This is a genomic window from Hoeflea algicola, from assembly GCF_026619415.1.
Taxonomy (GTDB): domain Bacteria; phylum Pseudomonadota; class Alphaproteobacteria; order Rhizobiales; family Rhizobiaceae; genus Hoeflea; species Hoeflea algicola.
This window is the reverse complement of sequence record NZ_JAOVZR010000001.1, coordinates 795,088-809,615: the sequence shown is the minus strand read 5'-3', so window position 1 is coordinate 809,615 and position 14,528 is coordinate 795,088. Positions and strand designations below refer to the sequence as shown.

At 59.9% G+C, this 14,528-nt stretch carries 11 protein-coding genes; 7 read left to right on the top strand and 4 right to left on the bottom strand.

Annotated features, from left to right (window positions below; translation table 11 throughout):
• Positions 1-46 precede the first annotated feature (46 nt).
• The 3 genes from glmU to OEG84_RS04025 all read left to right on the top strand — a co-directional run bounded on the left by glmU (position 47) and on the right by OEG84_RS04025 (position 4,148).
• Positions 47-1,414 (top strand): bifunctional UDP-N-acetylglucosamine diphosphorylase/glucosamine-1-phosphate N-acetyltransferase GlmU, encoded by a 1,368-nt coding sequence (glmU, locus tag OEG84_RS04035; RefSeq protein ID WP_267652543.1) that lies wholly within the window; start codon positions 47-49, stop codon positions 1,412-1,414.
• A gap of 122 nt (positions 1,415-1,536) precedes the next feature.
• Complete coding sequence (gene glmS / locus OEG84_RS04030; protein ID WP_267652542.1) at positions 1,537-3,363, top strand: glutamine--fructose-6-phosphate transaminase (isomerizing); 1,827 nt, start codon at positions 1,537-1,539, stop codon at positions 3,361-3,363.
• A 131-nt stretch (positions 3,364-3,494) separates the two neighbouring features.
• Positions 3,495-4,148, top strand: a complete 654-nt coding sequence (locus tag OEG84_RS04025; protein ID WP_267652541.1) for a DUF502 domain-containing protein — start codon at positions 3,495-3,497, stop codon at positions 4,146-4,148.
• A 6-nt stretch (positions 4,149-4,154) separates the two neighbouring features.
• Here OEG84_RS04025 and recG read toward each other — a convergent pair whose 3' ends face one another.
• Positions 4,155-6,272, bottom strand: a complete 2,118-nt coding sequence (gene recG / locus OEG84_RS04020) for an ATP-dependent DNA helicase RecG (protein ID WP_267652540.1) — start codon at positions 6,270-6,272, stop codon at positions 4,155-4,157.
• A 94-nt stretch (positions 6,273-6,366) separates the two neighbouring features.
• On the opposite strand from recG, the gene OEG84_RS04015 reads away from it, so the two are divergent.
• The 4 genes from OEG84_RS04015 (at position 6,367) to OEG84_RS04000 (ending at position 10,959) form a co-directional block, all read left to right on the top strand.
• Positions 6,367-6,690: a succinate dehydrogenase assembly factor 2 gene (locus OEG84_RS04015; protein ID WP_267652539.1), complete on the top strand. Its 324-nt coding sequence runs from the start codon at positions 6,367-6,369 to the stop codon at positions 6,688-6,690.
• Positions 6,687-10,193, top strand: a complete 3,507-nt coding sequence (gene mfd / locus OEG84_RS04010) for a transcription-repair coupling factor (protein ID WP_267652538.1) — start codon at positions 6,687-6,689, stop codon at positions 10,191-10,193. Before OEG84_RS04015 ends, mfd begins: the two co-directional genes overlap by 4 nt.
• A gap of 178 nt (positions 10,194-10,371) precedes the next feature.
• The gene (locus OEG84_RS04005; RefSeq protein ID WP_267652537.1) at positions 10,372-10,662 is read left to right on the top strand and encodes a hypothetical protein; all 291 of its coding nucleotides are present in this window, start codon (positions 10,372-10,374) and stop codon (positions 10,660-10,662) included.
• Between the two features lie 90 nt (positions 10,663-10,752).
• On the top strand, positions 10,753-10,959 hold the full coding sequence (locus tag OEG84_RS04000) for an Acb2/Tad1 domain-containing protein (RefSeq protein WP_267652536.1): 207 nt from the start codon (positions 10,753-10,755) through the stop codon (positions 10,957-10,959).
• A gap of 274 nt (positions 10,960-11,233) precedes the next feature.
• Here the strand turns inward: OEG84_RS04000 and OEG84_RS03995 are convergent, their stop codons facing one another.
• From OEG84_RS03995 to OEG84_RS03985, 3 genes are read right to left on the bottom strand one after another with little or no spacing between them, the layout of a single operon-like run.
• A complete protein-coding gene (locus tag OEG84_RS03995; protein ID WP_267652535.1) occupies positions 11,234-12,421 on the bottom strand; it encodes a Gfo/Idh/MocA family protein in 1,188 nt (395 codons plus the stop codon).
• A 14-nt stretch (positions 12,422-12,435) separates the two neighbouring features.
• A complete protein-coding gene (locus OEG84_RS03990; RefSeq protein ID WP_267652534.1) occupies positions 12,436-13,491 on the bottom strand; it encodes a sugar phosphate isomerase/epimerase family protein in 1,056 nt (351 codons plus the stop codon).
• Between the two features lie 28 nt (positions 13,492-13,519).
• The gene (locus OEG84_RS03985; protein ID WP_267652533.1) at positions 13,520-14,365 is read right to left on the bottom strand and encodes a sugar phosphate isomerase/epimerase family protein; all 846 of its coding nucleotides are present in this window, start codon (positions 14,363-14,365) and stop codon (positions 13,520-13,522) included.
• Positions 14,366-14,528 lie beyond the last annotated feature (163 nt).

Sequence of the window (14,528 nt, the reverse complement as noted above, 5' to 3'; positions counted from 1 at the left end):
TAGCCACAGCCAAGTGTATGAGCGCGAATCGAAGAAGAGGTGTTGAATGGCCCGGACATGTCTAGCTGTCGTACTTGCGGCTGGCGATGCAACACGGATGAAGTCATCCAAGTCCAAGGTGTTGCACACGGTTGGCAATCTGCCGTTGATCGCGCATGTCACCCATGCGGCGGCAGCTGCCGGCGTCGACAAGGTTGCGCTGGTGGTGGGGCGAGACGCCGAAGCCGTCACCAAAGCTGCCAGCAACGAGGTAGCCATTCCGGTGAGCGCTGTCGAACAGACCGAACGCAAGGGCACCGGTCACGCGGTGCTGATGGCACGCGATATCATCGCCGAAGGGTTTGACGATGTCGTCGTGCTCTATGGCGACGCGCCGCTGATCGATCCGGAAAGCTTGAAGGCTGCGATCACCGAACGCGGTAAAGGCGCCGATGTGGTAGTGCTCGGCTTCCGCGCGGCTGACCCGACCGGTTATGGCCGCCTGATCGAGCGCGATGGCGCCCTGGTGGCGATTCGGGAGCACAAGGAAGCCACCGTCGAGGAACGCGCGATCGACTTCTGCAACGGCGGAATCATCACCTTTTCCGGCGGCGAGGCGATCAGCCTGCTTGAAGCGATCGGAAATGATAACGCCAAGGGTGAATTCTATCTTACCGATATTGTCGAGATTGCCCGGGCGCGCGGTCTCAAATGCGTTGCCATCGAAGCCCCCGAGGCGGACATGATGGGCTGCAACACCCGTCCCGAACTGGCTGATATCGAGCAGGTCTGGCAGGCCCGGGCGCGGCATGCGGCGATGATGTCGGGCGTTTCCATGATCGATCCCGGCAGCGTGTTTCTTTCCTACGACACCGAATTTGGCACCGACGTGACAATCGAACCCAGTGTCTGGTTCGGTCCTGGCGTCACGGTCGGCGCCGGAGCCACGATCCATGCATTCAGTCACCTTGAAGGCGCTGTCGTCGGAGAAGGCGCAACAATCGGCCCCTTTGCGCGTCTGCGTCCAGGGACCGAGCTTGCCGAACGGGCCAAGGTCGGAAACTTCTGCGAGATCAAGAAGGCGAGGGTCGGAGTAGGGGCCAAGGTCAATCACTTGACCTATATCGGCGATGCCGTGATCGGTGCTGGCGCCAATATCGGCGCAGGCACGATTACCTGCAATTATGACGGGCTGAACAAGCACCTGACGGAGATTGGCGAAGGTAGTTTCATCGGTTCGAATTCGTCGCTGGTGGCGCCGGTCAAGATCGGCAACGGCGCCTATGTGGGCTCCGGCAGCGTGGTAACCAATGATGTGCCGGAGGATGCGCTGGCAATTGCGCGGGCTCGGCAGGAGAACAAGCCGGGGCGGGCGCATGTACTTCGTGAGAGGATCGCCGCGTTCAAGGCGCACAAGAATAGTACAAAGAACTGAAAGCGCTCATGCAACAGGTTACTTCGTGTCATCAAAATTGAGCAGATCCCATGGCTCTGCTGCTGGCGCCGGCCAGACCGGCTGCGTAAGAACTTGAGCATCGTACCAATCGGGAGAATCATATGTGTGGCATAGTCGGGATCGTCGGAAAGCGTGAAGTCGCCCCGCTGTTGGTGGACGCGTTGAAACGGCTCGAATACCGCGGCTACGATTCAGCCGGTGTCGCTACCATTCATAATGGCAAGCTTGAGCGCCGCCGCGCCGAAGGCAAGCTGATCAATCTCGACACAAGGCTCGGCGAACATCCGCTGGCAGGGCATATCGGCATTGGCCACACCCGCTGGGCGACCCATGGCGCGCCGACAGAGGCCAATGCACATCCGCATTTCAGCCAGGGCGTTGCCGTGGTGCATAATGGCATTATCGAAAATTTCACGCCGCTCAGAGCCGAGTTGATCGCCAATGGCGCGGTTTTTCACAGCCAGACTGACACCGAAGTGGTGGCACAATTGCTCACTGCCTACCGCTCCCAGGGCCTGTCGCCGCGTGAAGCCATGCAAAAGACGCTGGGCAGGCTTGAGGGCGCCTATGCCCTGGCCATACTGTTTGAAGACCAGCCGGACATGATCATGGGCGCACGCTCCGGTCCACCGCTGGCTATCGGGCATGGCGATGGTGAGATGTTTCTGGGGTCCGACGCCATTGCGCTGGCGCCGTTTACCGACGAAATCACCTATCTTGATGATGGCGACTGGGCCGTTATCACCCGCGATAGCGCCGAGATCTACGACCATGATGGCGCTCTGGTCGAGCGCAGCAGCCAGATTTCGCAGGGCGGGGTCTATGTGGTCGACAAGGGCAACCACCGCCATTTCATGGAAAAGGAGATCTACGAGCAACCCGAAGTGGTCTCCCATACCCTCAGCCATTACATCGATTTTGCCGAAGGCCGGGTCAAGCTCGACAGCAGCCAGATTGATTTCGCCAATCTCGATCGGTTGGCGATGTCGGCCTGCGGCACCGCCTATTATGCCGGGTTGATCGGCAAATACTGGTTCGAGCGCTTTGCCCGATTGCCGGTCGAAATCGACGTAGCTTCGGAGTTCCGTTATCGCGAGATTCCGTTGTCGGGCAAGATGGCGGCGCTGTTCATTTCGCAATCGGGTGAAACCGCCGACACACTGGCGTCGCTGCGCTATTGTCGTGACAACGGGCTGACGATTGGCGCCGTTGTCAATGTCCGCGAGTCGACCATCGCGCGTGAATCCAACGCCGTGTTCCCGACGCTTGCCGGACCGGAGATCGGGGTCGCCTCGACCAAGGCGTTCACCTGCCAGCTTTCGGTGCTGGCGGCGCTGGCGATGATCGCGGGGCGTGCCCGCGGTACGCTTTCAAGCGAAGATGAGGCTGCAATGGTGCAGGCGCTGGTCGAGTTGCCGCGTCTTTCCAACGAGGTTTTCCATGCGGTGCAGCCGCAGATCGAAATGCTGTCGCGGGAACTCTCGCGGTTCAAGGACGTGCTTTATCTCGGCCGTGGCACCAGCTTCCCGCTGGCGCTGGAGGGTGCGCTCAAGCTCAAGGAAATCTCCTATATTCATGCCGAGGGCTATGCGGCAGGCGAACTCAAGCATGGCCCGATCGCGTTGATTGATGAAAACATGCCAGTGATCGTGATCGCCCCGCATGACCGGCATTTCGAGAAGACCGTTTCGAACATGCAGGAAGTGGCTGCGCGCGGCGGCCAGATCATCCTGATCACCGATGAAAAAGGTGCAGCGGCAACCACGCTTGAAACCATGGCGACAATTGTGTTGCCGGTTGTTGACGAGATCGTGGCGCCGATTCTTTACGCGTTGCCAGTCCAGTTGATCGCCTATCACACTGCGGTTTTCATGGGTACCGATGTCGATCAGCCGCGCAATCTCGCCAAATCCGTGACCGTCGAATAGGCGCAAACCGAACTGAGCTTGCCGAAGCCGGCAAGCGATCCCTATATATTGGCGAGGGATGCGTCTTTGCGCGTCGCGACAAAGGGATATGATTGACGATGATTGAGAAGCCGAAGCGGCAGGGCCCGGGAATGCGGCTGAGGACATATTTCCTTACCGGCATGATCATCGTGGCTCCGATCGCGATTACCGCCTACCTCACCTGGTCGTTTATCCTGTGGGTCGATGGCTGGGTGAAACCTTATATCCCGCTGGTCTACAACCCGGATTACTATCTGCCGTTCACGGTTCCCGGTTTCGGGTTGCTGATGGCGCTGTTCCTGATCACCCTGATCGGGTTCCTCACGGCCAATCTCGTCGGTCGTTCCGTCATTTCCGTCGGCGAAATGCTGCTCGATCGGATGCCGCTGGTGCGCAGCCTCTACAAGGGCCTCAAGCAGATTTTCCAGACGGTTCTCGCCGAGCAGAGCGGATCGTTCAAGCAGGCGGGGCTGATCCAGTATCCGCGCCAGGGCCTTTGGTCGATCGTCTTCATTGCCACCGAAACCAAGGGGGAAGTCAGGGAACGGCTGCCTGTCGGGGAATCGATGTCGGTGTTCCTGCCGACCACGCCCAACCCGACATCGGGTTTTTTGCTGTTCGTGCCCAGCGAAGATGTACTGATTCTCGACATGAGCGTTGAAGAGGCGGCCAAGATGGTGATTTCGGCCGGGCTCGTATCGCCTGATTATCCCAAAATACTGCCGATCAAGTCCAAGCCTGAAACCAGATCGACCGGCAACTGAGGTGGCTCAGCCGGCTCTGAGGAAACGGATCGCCTCGTCGCGCCGCATCAGATAGAGCAACATCCTGAGCGCGTCGCCGCGGGGTCCGGAGAGCGTCGGATCGTGTTCCAGCACGTTACGGGCGTCGGTGCGGGCGATTTCGAGCAGGTCAGCATGAACGGCCAGATTGGCGAGCCTGAAGCCTGGCAGACCGGATTGACGTGTGCCGAGCACCTCGCCTTCACCCCGCAATTTGAGATCCTCTTCGGCTATGCGAAATCCGTCCTCGGTCTCGCGCAGCACCTGCAGACGGGCACCTGCTGTGTCGCCAAGCGGTCCGTGGTAAAGCAAGATGCAGCTTGATGCGCCTTCGCCTCGCCCGACCCGACCGCGCAACTGGTGCAATTGGGCAAGGCCGAAACGTTCAGCATGTTCGATCACCATGATGGTGGCGTCGGGGACGTCGACCCCGACCTCGATTACCGTTGTGGCGACAAGCAACCGGGTCTGTCCGGCCTTGAAGGCGCTCATTGCCTGGTCTTTTTCAGCAGGGCTCATGCGGCCGTGAACCAGCGCCACCAGCGGCGCCAGCTCCGGGCCAAGCGCTTCGGCGAGGCTAGCGTGGCGTGTTTCGACCGACATCAGATCGCTCTCGTCGGAATCCTCAACCAGCGGGCAGATCCAGTAAGCCTTCTTGCCGTCTAACAGGGCTTTTTTCAGCCGCGCCACGATCTCCTCAATGCGCTCACCGGGAATGGTGACCGTGGTGATCGGCTGCCGGCCAGCGGGTTTTTCCGTCAGTTTGGAAACATCCATGTCGCCAAAGGCAGACAACACCAGGGTGCGCGGAATCGGCGTGGCGGTCATCACCAGCATGTGCGGTGCGGTGCCCTTGGCGGTCAGCCGCAACCGCTGATGCACGCCGAAACGGTGTTGCTCGTCAACCACGGCGAGGGAGAGATTGGCGTAAACCACCGATTCCTGAAACAGCGCATGGGTGCCAATGACTATTTGCGCGGCGCCGCTGGCGATCTGCTCCAGCAATTCCGTGCGTTCACGGCCCTTGGCCCGCGCCGTCAGCACCACGACGTTGATGCCTGCTGCTTCGGCCATTTTCTCGATGGTTGCAAAATGCTGCCGGGCGAGAATTTCAGTTGGCGCCATCAGTACTGCCTGGCCGCCGGCCTCGACCGCATCGGCCATGGCCAGCATGGCGACGGCGGTCTTGCCAGAGCCGACATCACCTTGCAGCAAGCGCAGCATGCGGTCCGAGCCGGCCATGTCGGTAAGAATTTCCGTGACCGCGGTCTGCTGGCTGCCGGTCAGCGAAAACGGCAAGGCCTCGAGCACCGCTTGGCGCAGTCTTCCTTCGGCCTTGACCGGATGACCCGGCAGCCTGCGCAGGGTTTGGCGGACCAACGCCAGGGATAATTGCCCGGCCAGCAATTCGTCATAGGCAAGTCGCCGCCGTGCAGGGGTCTGCGGCTCGATATCGAGCGCGCTTTGGGGGTGATGGAGGTGCCTGACAGATTCGGCAAACCCGGGAAAATTGTTCTTTGTCACCAGGTGCGGATCGGCCCATTCGGGCAGCTCTGGCAACAAATCGAGACTGGCCTCAATCGACCGGCATAGCACTTTTGGCGACAGGCCGGCGGTCAGCGGATAGACCGGCTCGATCAGCGGCAAGCTGGCGGCGTCGGCCTCCCCGACGATATGATCGGGATGAACCATGGAAGGCCTGCCGTTGAACCATTCGACCTTGCCGCTGACCAGCACGGTTTCCCCCACGGGCAACAGTTTTTCGAGCCATGCCTGCTTGGCATGGAAAAAGGTCAGCGCCAATTCGCCCGTCTCATCATGCACATAGACCCGGTAGGGCGCTGATCTGCGGCCGGGCGGCGAAGGTTGATGGCGATCGACGCGAACTTTAAGCGTGGCAATAACGCCTTCGGGAGATTCGGTAATTCCCGAACGCATGGCGCGGTCGATCAGCCCGTGCGGCGGCAACAGCAGCAGATCCAACGCGCGGGTATCGTCCGGGCCGTCGCGGCCGGTCACGCGCGCCAATGCTTCGGCAAGTTTGGGGCCGATTCCGGGCAGGCTTGAAACGGGTTTGAACAGGGGATCGAGATCGAGCGGTCGCATGGGATGAGAAGAACGGTAATTTTGAACCAAAGGCAAGGCTGACAATTGCGCAGCGACAGGATATGGAAACCGGATAACCAAAAAAGGCTGATCCATGACCGGAACAACACGTTCGAGCGCCGACCTTGATCCAAGACGTCGCCGCATCCTGGTGCGGGCATGGCGCCGGGGTATCCGTGAAATGGATCTGGTCATCGGCGGCTTCGCGGACGCTGAGATTGGTACGCTGGACAAGACCGAACTTGACCAGTTGGAACTGATCATGGCCGAGGAAGACGCCGACATCCTGAAATGGGTGACTGGCGAAGCGGAGACGCCGGAGCAGTTCCGGCTACCGCTGTTTGAGCGGATGCGCGCCTATGTACCGGATTTCGAACCGCGCGTTGACCCCACTGAAGGGCAGGCGCCTGCATCATGAAATCACTCATTCCGGTTGACAAGATCGCCAACGCGGCGACGCCGGTCACGCTGTCGGGTGTACCCCAAGGCATGGATGCGCTGGCGCTGGCCGAGATTGCGCGCGCCGCCGGACCGCTTGCGCATATCATCTCGGATGGCCAGCGAATGGCCGATCTCGAGCAGAACCTGGCGTTTTTTGCGCCCAACATCCCGGTGCTGACGCTGCCGGGTTGGGATTGCCTTCCCTATGACCGGGTGTCGCCGGGCGCCGACGTTTCGGCCCGCAGGCTGGCAGCACTTTCGGCGCTCGCGCACTTTGCCGAGGCGCCGCATCCGGCGATCGTGCTGGTTACCGTCAATGCGATGTTGCAACGGGTGCCGCCCAAATCTGTGGTTTCAAGCCTGGGGCTGTCGGCGCGGGCCGGCCACAGGTTGAAAATGGAAGATCTCGCCGGACGCCTGGCGCAACAGGGGTTCGAGCGGATGGATACGGTCCGCGAGGTTGGCGAATTTGCCGTCCGCGGCGGTATTCTGGATGTCTTCGTCCCCGGCGCCGACGAACCGGTGCGGCTCGATTTCTTCGGCGACACGCTTGAAAGCATTCGTCATTTCGACCCGGCCTCGCAGCGTACCACCACAACGGCCAAGGAATTCTCGCTCAACGCCATGAGCGAGGTGACGCTGGAGCCCGAGACCATCAGCCGGTTTCGCCGCAATTATCTTGCCAAGTTTGGTGCCGCGAACCGTGACGATGCGCTCTATGTGGCGATCTCCGAAGGCCGGCGCTATCCCGGCATGGAGCATTGGCTGCCGCTGTTTCATGACGAAATGGCAACCGTGTTCGATTATCTCACCGGACTGCGGATATCGGGCGACCATATGCTGGCCGAGGCCGCAAGTGAGCGCCGGGCGCAGATTGTCGATCACTACGAGGCACGGCTTGCCGCGCAATCAATCGAAAAGGACAGGGGCGTGCAGGCGACGCCCTACAAGGCGATCGAACCGGACCAGCTCTATCTCGAAACGCCCGATCTGCTGGCGCGGCTCGATCAGCTCAATTCCATACGGCTCACCCCATTCAACGAACCCGAGACTGCGGCGCGCCGCGTCATCGAACTTGCCACTGCCACCGGCCCGCGCTGGGCCAAGGACGCCGAAGCGGACAAATCGCCCGAAGGTGAGCGCGTCAACCTGTTTGCCAAACTGGTCGACCATGTGGGCAAAAAACGCGAACAGGGACACAAGGTCCTGATCACCGCCTGGACCGAAGGCTCGCTTGACCGGTTGCTGCAGGTGACTGAGGAGCACGGGCTCAAGCGGGTAGTCCGGATCCACAATCATGCCGAGCTGGACCGGCTCAAGCCAGGCGAAGCCGCAGCAGCCGTGCTTGCCATCGAAGGCGGCTACGAGATTGATGATCTCGTCGTTATCGGCGAACAGGATGTGCTCGGCGACCGGCTGGTGCGGCGCGCCAAGCGCAAGCGCCGCGGCGCCGACTACATCTCCGAAGTCTCCGGGCTCGACGAGGGTGATTACGTGGTGCATGCCGAACACGGCATCGGCCAGTTCGTCGGCTTGCGCACGATTGAGGCGGCCGGGGCGCCGCATGCCTGTCTGGAACTGCATTACGCCAGCGACGCCAAACTGTTCCTGCCGGTCGAAAACATCGAGTTGTTGACCCGCTACGGCTCCGACAGTGCCCAGGTGCAGCTCGACAGACTGGGCGGCCTTGCCTGGCAGTCACGCAAGGCCAAGCTGAAAAAGCGGTTGCTCGACATGGCCGAGGGGCTGATCCGCATTGCCGCAGAGCGGCACATGCGCGCGGCCCCCGCACTTGCCGCACCAGAGGGGCTTTACGATGAATTTTCGGCCCGCTTCCCCTATGACGAGACCGAAGACCAGATGGCGGCGATCGATCGCGTGCGCGACGACCTGGCCGCCGGCCAGCCGATGGACAGGTTGATTTGCGGCGATGTCGGCTTCGGCAAGACCGAAGTGGCGTTGCGCGCGGCCTTCATCGCCGCCATGAACGGGGTTCAGGTGGCGGTGGTGGTGCCGACCACGCTGTTGGCAAGGCAACATTTCAAGACCTTTACCGACCGCCTGCGCGGCTACCCTGTTCGCATCGCCCAGGCCTCGCGGCTGGTCGGCGCCAAGGAGCTGGCTTTGACCAAGGCGGAACTGATGTCGGGCAAGACCGATATTGTCGTCGGCACCCACGCGCTGCTTGGATCCTCGATTACCTTTGCCAATCTGGGACTGCTGATCATCGATGAGGAGCAGCACTTCGGGGTCAAGCACAAGGAGCGGCTGAAGGAGCTGAAAAGCGACGTGCACGTGCTGACGCTGTCGGCGACGCCGATCCCGCGCACCCTGCAACTGGCGATGACCGGGGTGAGGGAACTCTCGCTGATCACCACACCACCGGTGGACCGGATGGCGGTACGAACCTTCATCTCGCCGTTTGATCCGGTCACGGTGCGCGAAACGCTGATGCGCGAACACTATCGTGGCGGGCAGAGTTTTTACGTCTGTCCGCGCCTGGCGGACCTCGAGGATGTCGCAGCCTTCCTGCGTTCTGATGTCCCCGAACTGAAGTTTGCCGTGGCCCACGGCCAGATGGCTGCCGGCGAGCTCGACGACATCATGAACGCGTTTTATGACGGGCAATATGATGTGCTCTTGTCGACGACGATCGTTGAATCGGGTCTCGATGTCCCGACCGCCAATACGCTGATCGTGCACCGGGCCGACATGTTCGGTCTGGCCCAGCTCTACCAGTTGCGCGGCCGGGTCGGTCGCTCCAAGGTGCGCGCGTTTGCGCTGTTCACGCTGCCGGTCAACAAGATGCTGACGGCAACCGCCGACAAGCGTCTGAAAGTGCTGCAGTCGCTCGACACACTGGGCGCTGGCTTCCAGCTCGCCAGCCACGATCTTGATATTCGGGGTGCCGGCAATCTGCTCGGTGAAGAACAATCCGGCCACATCAAGGAAGTCGGTTTCGAACTCTACCAGCACATGCTGGAGGAGGCGGTGGCCGAAGTCCGCGGCGAGGACGCCAATATCGACACTGGCTGGTCGCCGCAGATCACCGTCGGCACCCCGGTGATGATCCCGGAAGAGTACGTGCCGGATTTGCATTTGCGGTTGGGGCTCTACCGGCGGCTGGGCGACATCACCGACGTGGCCGACATCGACGGCTTTGGGGCCGAAATGATCGACCGGTTCGGACCGCTGCCGCTCGAGGTCCAGCATCTGCTCAAAATCGTCTTCATCAAGGCGCTGTGTCGCAAGGCCAATGTCGAAAAACTTGACGCCGGGCCGAAGGGTGTTGTGGTCCAGTTCCGCAACAAGGAATTCGCCAATCCCGGTGCGCTGGTGCAGCACATTTCCAAGCAGGGCAATCTGGCCAAGATCAGGCCCGACCAGAGCGTGGTGTTCATCCGTGATCTGCCGACGCCGGAGAAGCGGCTGACAGGTGCGGCCGTGGTGATGACCCATCTGGCAGATCTTGCGGGCTAGGCTTCAATGGGTTGAGTGTCAGAGTGTAAACTAACCCGCCGTTTCAAGCGGCGGGTTAGTTTACACGACCGTTATCACCCGGATTTCGGTTTCGGCGTCGCGAACGCATGTTGCAGCTATGGTGTTTTGCCAGGGATCTGAATAACCAAACATCATCAATACCCTACCGGGACAATCCGTGAAATTTCTAGTCGAGTTCCGTTGGCTCGGATTTGTCCGTGAAGCACCTGCGCAGCCAGTTCCAAGCGCGCTTTCCAGTGATCCGTCACCATTTGATTTTGTGCGGGGAGGCAGACAGATGCCAGCAAACCCGCGGCTTTTCGTGTTGCTTTCTTGGAACTTAAAAATGACCCGGTGGTTTCATGAAATTCCGCCGGTTATTCGAGAAAAACAGGTTATTATGAATAGATACATCCCGAAATACTTCGCGACCCACGATGGTTCACGAATATTCACCCAAGAAATTTGACAGATTGGATTCCAATGCATTCTAAACAGGATGGCATTTAGGTGTAAGCTTGTAAGTCAGATGTTTTCAACACCAAACGGAGGCAATTACATGAGCTTGGACGACACAGATCGGGTAGGTATGGCGTATCGTTCCTTGAGCATGCATGAATCTGCGCAGGTTCATGAAGTCAAGGAACGTGGCCAGGAGTTTATCGATTTGCTCAACACGCTTGGACAATCGGTCGAGGTTGTCCGCGCCAAGGCCCGCATCGAAGAAGCCGTGATGTGGTCGGTCAAACATATCACCGCAGCCTGAGGCACCGCACGCTCAACCAGAGAATCCAGACCTCCTTTTGATTTGGTGCATGTAATGCTTGTCACCCAAGTCAATCAGTTCGAGCGCGACGGGCCTCGATCGGTGTTGAAGCTCGCTGTCCGTTCCCTCCGGCACCTGGCACAGGGACGGCGCGTCCACGCCGGCTCAACCAACTTGATGAACAGGTTTTGTCCTGTGTTAGGCTGAGTATTGGGCGTCTCCAATCGTGGTCAAAATGCTGGCCGCGCGAGACATCCCGCGCGGCCGTTGCCTGTTAGCGGCGCATATAGTTGCCGAATTTGACCCAGACGCTGTCGCGGCGTGATGATTCCACGCACGCGGTCACGAAGGCGACGCCCGCCAGTCCCTCTTCGATGCCCGGAAACATCACCCCCTCGGGCGCGGGCTTGCCGTCGCGGTGCGCGATGATGGCTTCAGCGGCCTCGCTGTAGATATTGGCAAAGCCTTCCAGATAGCCTTCCGGATGGCCACCGGGGATGCGGCTTAAACGCTGGCTGGCCTCGGTGGCACCGGCACCATTGCGGGTCAGCAACCGCTTCGGTTCACCCAGCGGCGCATACCAAAGGTAGTTCGGATCTTCCTGCGCCCATTCCAGTCCGCCCTTGTCGCCATAGATCCGCAGTTTGAGCGCGTTCTCGTTGCCCGGCGCCACCTGGGAACACCAGAGCATGCCCTTGGCACCGCCCGAAAACCGCATCAGCACATGGCCGTTGTCATCAAGTTGACGGCCTTCGACGAACGAATCGAGGTCAGCGCACAGGGATTCGAGTTCCAGCCCGGAAACAAAGCTTGCCAGGTTGAAGGCGTGGGTACCGATATCGCCGGTCGAACCGCCAATGCCCGAGCGTGCCGGGTCGGTACGCCAGCCGGCCTGTTTCTGCCCTGTGTCCTCGAGCTTTTCCGACAGCCAGTCCTGGGCGTATTCGACCTGCACCAGCCGGATTGTGCCGAGCTCTCCCTTGGCGATCATGTCGCGCGCCTGCCGCATCATCGGATAGCCGGTGTAGTTGTGGGTCAGCACGAACAGCGCGCCCGATGCCTCGGCCACTTTGGCCAACTTGCGCGCATCGGCCAGCGTCGAGGTCAGTGGCTTGTCGCAGATGACGTGGATGCCGCGCTTGAGGAACTCGCGTGCGACTGGGAAGTGCATGTGGTTCGGTGTGACGATCGACACCGCTTCGATGCCGTTTTTCAGCCGCGCTTCACGCTTGGCCATTTCCACGTAATCGCCATAGGCGCGGTCCTCGGCCACACCGAGATCGGCAGCCGAAGCCTTTGATTTCTCGGGCGTGGAGGAAAATGCACCGGCGACCAACTCATAGCGGTCGTCGATGCGCGAGGCGATGCGGTGCACACCGCCGATGAACGCATCGCGTCCGCCGCCGACCATACCCAGCCGGATGCGGCGCGATGCCTTGTTGGTGGAACCTTCGATTGCCATTGTCTTCCTCCCGCTCAGTCGATGCCGAGCATGCGCCGGTTGCCAGCTTCATCGGTGCCGCCATCGGCAAAATCGTCAAAGGCACGCTCGGTGACCCGGATGATGTGGTCAGAAACGAATTGCGCGCCTTCACGGGCACCGTCTTCTGGGTGCTTGAGGCAGCATTCCCATTCGACCACGGCCCAACCGTCAAAATCATTGGCCGCCATTTTCGAGAAGATCGCCCCGAAATCAACCTGTCCGTCACCCAGTGACCGGAACCGGCCAGCCCGATTCACCCAGGACTGGTAGCCGGAATAGACGCCCTGCCGCCCGGTCGGATTGAATTCCGCGTCCTTGACGTGGAACATCTTGATCCGGTCCTTGTAGATATCGATGTTGTCGATGTAGTCGAGGCACTGCAGCAGGTAGTGCGACGGATCATAGAGCATATTGCAACGCGCATGGTTGCCGACACGCTCGAGGAACATCTCGAAGGTGATCCCGTCATGCAGATCTTCGCTCGGATGGATTTCGTAGCAGATATCGACACCGCGTTCTTCGGCGTGGTCGAGAATCGGACGCCAGCGCTTGGCCAGTTCGTCAAAAGCGGTCTCGACCAGCCCGGCCGGCCGTTGCGGGAAGGGGTAGAGGTAGGGCCAGGCAAGCGCGCCAGAGAAGCTCGCCATCGCGCCGATTCCCATATTGCGGGAGGCATCCAGTGCCATCTTGACCTGTTTGACTGCCCATTCCTGACGGGCCTTCGGGTTGCCGCGCACTTCCGGTGCCGCAAAGCCGTCAAAACCTTCGTCATAGGCCGGGTGCACGGCCACAAGCTGGCCTTGCAGATGGGATGAAAGTTCGGTGACCTCGATTCCGTTCTCGGCCGCCACGCCCTTGAACTCGTCGCAATAGTCTTTCGATGTCGCTGCTTTCTCAAGATCGATCAGCCGCCCGTCCCAGCTTGGCACCTGCACGCCCTTGTAGCCGCAATCGGCAGCCCATTTGGTGATCGACGCCCAGGAATTGAACGGTGCTTCATCGCCGGCAAACTGCGCAAGAAAGAGGGCCGGGCCCTTGATCGTTTTCATCGATTGTCTCCTCCAGAATTCAATGTGATTAGGCTTGTTTGAGTGACGTGGAAATGTGCCGGTACCCGTCTCGATAGACCGCCTCCGGGCTTTCGGCAAAATCTCTCCACACTTTGGTTGCCGCGGCCAGATCGGGCAGACCGCGACCAAAACTTTCAATCGTCAGCCATCCATCATAGCCGATCGCGGCGATTGCGGCATAGGTTTCGCGCCAAGGTATATTGCCGCGTCCGGGCACGCCGCGGTCGTTTTCGGAAATATGGATGTGGGCCACGCATCCGGCGTTACGCGTCAGCGCGCCAATCGGGTCGGTTTCCTCGATATTGGCATGAAATGTGTCGTACATTGCCCGGATGTTGGGATGATCGATCTGTTCCAGATGCGCAGCAAGGCCATCCATGGTGTTGAGCAGATAGCACTCGAACCGGTTGAGCGCTTCCAGTGCCACGGTGATGCCGAGGCCTGCTGCATGATCGCCGATCAGTCGTTGCGATTCGGCTGAACGGGCAAATTCTTCCGCATTAGGCCCTTCACCGGAAAAATGTCCCAGTGTCGAGTGTAGCGGGCCGCAAATCAGCGTCGCGCCGAGCGCATGCGTGCGATCAAGCGCCGTGTGCATGAAATCGACGCCGCCGGCTCTTGCGGTGGCGTCGCCGATCAGGTTCATCGACGGGTCGCCCATCGCCGCGACAGCAGTCCGTTCCAACCCGATATCATCAAGCATCCGGGCCAGTTCTTTATAATGGTCATTACTACCTTCGAAAACCGGCACTTCTACACCGTCAAAACCGGTTGCCTTGATGTCGCGTAACAGTGCTTCGTGCTCACGGCCGACATGGGTCGTCCACAAGAACATGTTCATTCCGATTTTCATGGTGCCGTCTCCATTTTTCGGCAATCTGGTATTACCAAAATAATCCCATCATTAACGCAACCATGTTTGCTGACGGTGCGCAAGTGGCCATTTGCTGGAAAAAACCATTAAAACAGCGAGGGGTCGTTGAAAATCGCCCGTCGACGTCTTGATTAGAATTGAA

Bases quoted from the DNA above. Each gene is read 5' to 3' on its own strand.
- OEG84_RS03995 (WP_267652535.1), bottom strand. From the start codon at position 12,421: ATGGCAATCGAAGGTTCCACCAACAAGGCATCGCGCCGCATCCGGCTG.
- OEG84_RS04000 (WP_267652536.1), top strand. From the start codon at position 10,753: ATGAGCTTGGACGACACAGATCGGGTAGGTATGGCGTATCGTTCCTTG.
- OEG84_RS04025 (WP_267652541.1), top strand. From the start codon at position 3,495: ATGCGGCTGAGGACATATTTCCTTACCGGCATGATCATCGTGGCTCCG.
- glmU (WP_267652543.1), top strand. From the start codon at position 47: ATGGCCCGGACATGTCTAGCTGTCGTACTTGCGGCTGGCGATGCAACA.
- mfd (WP_267652538.1), top strand. From the start codon at position 6,687: ATGAAATCACTCATTCCGGTTGACAAGATCGCCAACGCGGCGACGCCG.
- OEG84_RS04015 (WP_267652539.1), top strand. From the start codon at position 6,367: ATGACCGGAACAACACGTTCGAGCGCCGACCTTGATCCAAGACGTCGC.
- OEG84_RS03985 (WP_267652533.1), bottom strand. From the start codon at position 14,365: ATGAAAATCGGAATGAACATGTTCTTGTGGACGACCCATGTCGGCCGT.
- recG (WP_267652540.1), bottom strand. From the start codon at position 6,272: ATGCGACCGCTCGATCTCGATCCCCTGTTCAAACCCGTTTCAAGCCTG.
- OEG84_RS03990 (WP_267652534.1), bottom strand. From the start codon at position 13,491: ATGAAAACGATCAAGGGCCCGGCCCTCTTTCTTGCGCAGTTTGCCGGC.
- glmS (WP_267652542.1), top strand. From the start codon at position 1,537: ATGTGTGGCATAGTCGGGATCGTCGGAAAGCGTGAAGTCGCCCCGCTG.